Source organism: Mycobacterium sp., assembly GCF_049280035.1.
Lineage (GTDB): Bacteria > Actinomycetota > Actinomycetes > Mycobacteriales > Mycobacteriaceae > Mycobacterium.
Genome location: NZ_JBAPPI010000237.1, coordinates 1 through 4,335, shown reverse-complemented (window position 1 = coordinate 4,335; position 4,335 = coordinate 1). Strand labels below are relative to the sequence as shown.

The window sequence follows — 4,335 nt, the reverse complement described above, 5'->3', positions numbered from 1 at the left end:
AGGCGGCGGCGAGAGACGGCACGGTTGCCCTTTCGGCGCGAAAGTTGGTACAAACAGCACAACATCAACCGCACGGATAACGCAGTAAACTTGCATAACAGTCGCGTGACGGTTTAGGCGCGGTCCAATTACGTTCGCCCGCTGGCTATTTGCGCGCTGCTACGGCGCGCTCGTAGCCTCAGTCGACGCCTGCAGCCCCGGCGGAATCCGGTGATAACCGCGACGGTCGTAGATCCAAGTGACGATGCCGCCCAGCAGCAGACCGATGACGAGCCCGATGGCGGTCATCGTCAGCGCTTGCGACAACCCGGCGTCGGCCTGACCGTCGAAGTACAGCAACGACCGCGCGCCCAAGAACACCTGGTGCATCGGCTCGAACTGCGCAAGCCAGCCGAAGAACTGCGGCGTGGCCTGCAGCGGCACCGTGGCACCGGCCGACGGCAACCCGAGGATCACGAATACAAACATGCTGACCAGCAGACCGAGTGCGCCCAGCACGGCGATCAGCGACGTGGACGTGATACCAACCGCCGCGATCGCGAATACCCCGAAGAGCCATAACGGCAAGCTGTGCCGGATCGGCATACCCAACCGCGACGCGATCAACATGTAGACGCCCGACGTCAGCAAGGCCAGCACCACCATCAACGCCCATTTGATCAACAGCGTCCGGAATCGCGAGATCTTCACCTGTTCGGCGAACCGATAGACCGGACCGAATTCGGCGGGCACAAAGCCGAGCATCGAGTCCACCAGCATGCTGATCACGATGCTGCCGGTGAAGCCGGCCAACAGCAGCAGCAGCGAATAGTAGAAGGCAGACAGTCCATTGCCGGTCCCGTCCGGCAGCTGATTGTTCATGGTCTCGACGGCGATCGGATCTTGCAGCATCAACATCACTGCAGCGGACACTGGCCTCGGACCCGCTTGGTGTGCTACCTCTTGCGAAAGCTGTTGTCCCAACAGGCGATCGACCATTTTGACGGCATGGGTGAGCGTCTGACCGGCAATGCTGGCCCCCAAGGTGCCTGCTCGCGGATTCGTCGAGACGAGAATGATGGGCCGCTCGACGCGGCCCGGGGTTAGCGCGCTTTTTGCAAAGGTCTGCAGCCTCGAGGAGAAGTTGGGGGGTATCACCGCGACGCCGTAGATCTGTGCGGTATCCAGTTGGTGCCTGGCGTTGTCGTGGGACAGCACGCGGACGTCGTATGCCTCGTCCTTCTCAAAACCGGAGAGCAATCCTTTGACGACCTGTTCGCCGGTGGGCCCGGCATCCTCGTTCACCACGGCGATGGGGAAGTGTCGCAGGTTGGTCATCGGCCGCAGGATTCCGCCGAGGTAGAAAACGGCCAGCGCCGCCAAGACGACCACGGTGATGACGATCGGGACCGTCCAGAACCGTACCGTCCGCGTCGCTTTGGGGCTGGGCAGGCCGGATTCGCCGGCGTCATCTGGGTGCGGGAGCGTGGCGGCCGCGTCGGCGTCGGGTGCTGGGTGACGGGCGTGCGATTCAGACATTGCGGGGCTCCTGTTCGTCCGCGCCCACCCTATGTCGCCGGTTGCGGTGTTGGTGCTTACGTTCCGATATTTCCCAGTCCGCAGTCGTGGCTGCGTCAGCCGCCCAGCGCCGCGTGCATCTCCCAGACCAGAATTTCGCAGGCCTCATGGGCCGTGACCCGGGCGCCGCTCGATGCGGTGAACCGCACTGCATCGCCCTCGGCCAGCTCGGCGTCGTCGCCTGTGCTCGGCATGTTCAGCCGGCCGCGCGCGACGAACAGGTGCAGATAAGGCGCCGCGGGCAGCTCGACGCTGTCGCCGCGCCGCAGTCGCGCGCCGTGCAATGCCGCCGATCGGTTGTGGATGGTGATAGCGGCGTCGTGCCCGGGCATGCCCGTGGCGATCGTCACCAGGCGGCCGTCGAGCAGATCGTCGCCGATCTCGTGCTGCTGGTAGCTCGGCGGGATGCCCGACACATCGGGCTGCACCCACATCTGGACGAAGCGCACCGGATCGCTGGTCGAATCGTTCTTTTCGGAGTGCAAGATGCCGGTGCCCGCCGACATCCGTTGAGCCAGGCCGGGATAGACCACTCCGCTATTACCCGCGGAGTCGCGATGCGCCAACGAGCCGTCCAGCACCCACGTCACGATTTCCATGTCGCGGTGCCCGTGGGTGTCGAAACCGGCAGCCGGCGCCACCACGTCGTCGTTGTTGACCAGCAGCACGCCGTGGTGGGTGTTGTCCGGATCGTAGCGGTCGCCGAATGAAAATGAGTGCCGGGAATTCAGCCAAGACGTCTCGGTGACCGCCCGGTCGGCGGCCCGCCGAATCTGCACGGTGGCAGGCATACCGTCCAGGCTAACCTGCGCAAGGATCTACCAGTCGGCCTCGGTGTAGCGGATGACACCACGAATGTTCTTGCCGTCCAGCATGTCTTGGTAACCATCGTTGATGTCTTCGAGTTGGTACGTGCTGGTCACCATCTCGTCGACCTTGAGCAGGCCCGACTTATACAGCCCTACCAGTCGGGGCGTCTCGACATGCGAGTTGCCGCCGCCGAAGATGTTGCCTTTCAGCGTCTTTTGCAACATCGTGAACAGGAACAAGTTGAGTTTGACGTCGACGTCAGTCATCGCGCCCATGCCCGTCACCACGCAGGTGCCGGTCTTGGCGGTCAACGTCATCGCTTCTTCGATCATCTCGCCGCGCATCTCGCCGACCGCGATGATGGTCTTATCGGCCATGAGGCCGTAGGTCAGGTCGATCATCGGCGCGATCGCGGCCGCCATCGACTCGTAGACATGGGTGGCGCCGAATTTGATGGCCTGCTCGCGTTTGAACTCGACCGGATCGATCGCGATCACGTGCTTGGCGCCGGAGAGCACGGCGCCCTGCAGCGCGCTCATCCCGATACCGCCGACGCCGACGATGGCGACGGTCTCACCCGGCGCAACCTGGGCGACGTTGGTGGCCGAGCCGAATCCGGTCGGTACCGCGCAACCCAGGATCGCGGCGGACTCGAACGGCACAGCGGGATCGATCTTGACGACCGAATCCTTGTGCACGGTCATGTACGGCGCGAAGGTGCCGAGCAGGTTCATCGGAGACACTTCGTGGGACCCGGCCCGAACCCGGCAAGTGCCGTCGGCGATGGCCTTGCCGCCGAGCAACAATGCGCCGCGATCGCACAGTGACCGGAAGCCCTTCAGACACGGCGGGCACTGCCCACATGCCGGAATGAAGGCAAGGATGACGTGATCACCCTCGGCGATGTCGGTGACTCCCTCGCCGACCTTGGTGACGACACCGGCGCCTTCGTGGCCGCCGAGTGCGGGCAGCCCGATCGGGGTGGCTCCGGTCGTCAGGTGATAGTCGGAGTGGCACATGCCGGCGGCATGCAGCTGAATCTGGACTTCGTCCGCGACGGGATCGCCCACCTCGATCTCGTCGATGCGAAATCCCGAATTCAGCTCCCAGAGAAGCGCGCCTTTGGTCTTCATCCGAGCGATTTTAGCCAACCGCTGAGAACGCGTTACAAAACAGGCCGCTATATCGGTCTTGAACTGCGATGATAGCCGCCTATATGGTCTTGTGCGGTACCCCGATGGTGAGGCCGCCGTCGACGACGAACTCGCCGCCGGTGGAGTACGACGACTCATCGGAGGCCAGGTAGACGACGCAGGCGGAAACCTCGCCGGGATCGGCGCCGCGGCCCAGCGGGATCTGCAGGAAATCCTCGGGGACGCCTGCGGTCATCGGGGTGCGGATCAGCCCGGGGTGGATCGAGTTGACCCGAATTTGGTGCGCCGCCAGCTCCAACGCGGCGGCCTTGGCCAGACCGCGCACCCCGAACTTCGATGCGACGTAGCCATAGAGTCCGGGACTACCGCGCAGGCCTTCGACCGAGGAGATGTTGATGATCGAACCGCCGCCGGCCGCGATCATCGGTTCGACGGCGGCCTGCATGCCCAGAAAGGTCCCAGTGAGGTTGACGTCGATGATCTTCTGCCAGTCGGCCAGCGGGAAGTCCTTCAACGTATTGCCGTTGAGGATGCCGGCATTGTTGACCAACACGTTGAGCGTGCCGAACTCGCGCAGCGCCACGTCGACTGCCGCCTTCCACTGATCGGGCTGCGTCACGTCGAGGTGGACGAACCGCGCCTCACCACCCAATTCCGCTGCCAGCGCGCTGCCTTCGTCGTCGAGGATGTCGCCGGCGACGACCCTGGCCCCTTCAGCGACCAACGCCCGCGCATGCGATGCGCCCATGCCGCGGGCGCCGCCACTGATCAGTGCAACTTTTCCGTCTACGCGTCCCATGGCGGGTCAGGCTAC

4 protein-coding genes are annotated in these 4,335 nt (G+C 64.1%); all 4 read right to left on the bottom strand.

Features of this window, described 5'->3' with window-relative positions; all coding sequences use genetic code 11:
* Nucleotides 1-159 precede the first annotated feature (159 nt).
* Complete coding sequence (locus tag WAN71_RS07625) at nucleotides 160-1,518, bottom strand: DUF3533 domain-containing protein (protein WP_422224752.1); 1,359 nt, start codon at nucleotides 1,516-1,518, stop codon at nucleotides 160-162.
* Nucleotides 1,519-1,613: 95 nt separating this feature from the next.
* A complete protein-coding gene (locus WAN71_RS07620; RefSeq protein ID WP_422224751.1) occupies nucleotides 1,614-2,348 on the bottom strand; it encodes a pirin family protein in 735 nt (244 codons plus the stop codon).
* 27 nt (nucleotides 2,349-2,375) lie between these two features.
* Nucleotides 2,376-3,500, bottom strand: coding sequence for an NDMA-dependent alcohol dehydrogenase (locus tag WAN71_RS07615; protein WP_422224750.1), 1,125 nt, complete (start codon nucleotides 3,498-3,500; stop codon nucleotides 2,376-2,378).
* 79 nt (nucleotides 3,501-3,579) lie between these two features.
* Nucleotides 3,580-4,320, bottom strand: a complete 741-nt coding sequence (locus tag WAN71_RS07610; RefSeq protein WP_422224749.1) for a glucose 1-dehydrogenase — start codon at nucleotides 4,318-4,320, stop codon at nucleotides 3,580-3,582.
* Nucleotides 4,321-4,335: the final 15 nt, after the last annotated feature.

Bases quoted from the DNA above. Each gene is read 5' to 3' on its own strand.
- WAN71_RS07625 (WP_422224752.1), bottom strand. From the start codon at position 1,518: ATGTCTGAATCGCACGCCCGTCACCCAGCACCCGACGCCGACGCGGCC.
- WAN71_RS07620 (WP_422224751.1), bottom strand. From the start codon at position 2,348: ATGCCTGCCACCGTGCAGATTCGGCGGGCCGCCGACCGGGCGGTCACC.
- WAN71_RS07615 (WP_422224750.1), bottom strand. From the start codon at position 3,500: ATGAAGACCAAAGGCGCGCTTCTCTGGGAGCTGAATTCGGGATTTCGC.
- WAN71_RS07610 (WP_422224749.1), bottom strand. From the start codon at position 4,320: ATGGGACGCGTAGACGGAAAAGTTGCACTGATCAGTGGCGGCGCCCGC.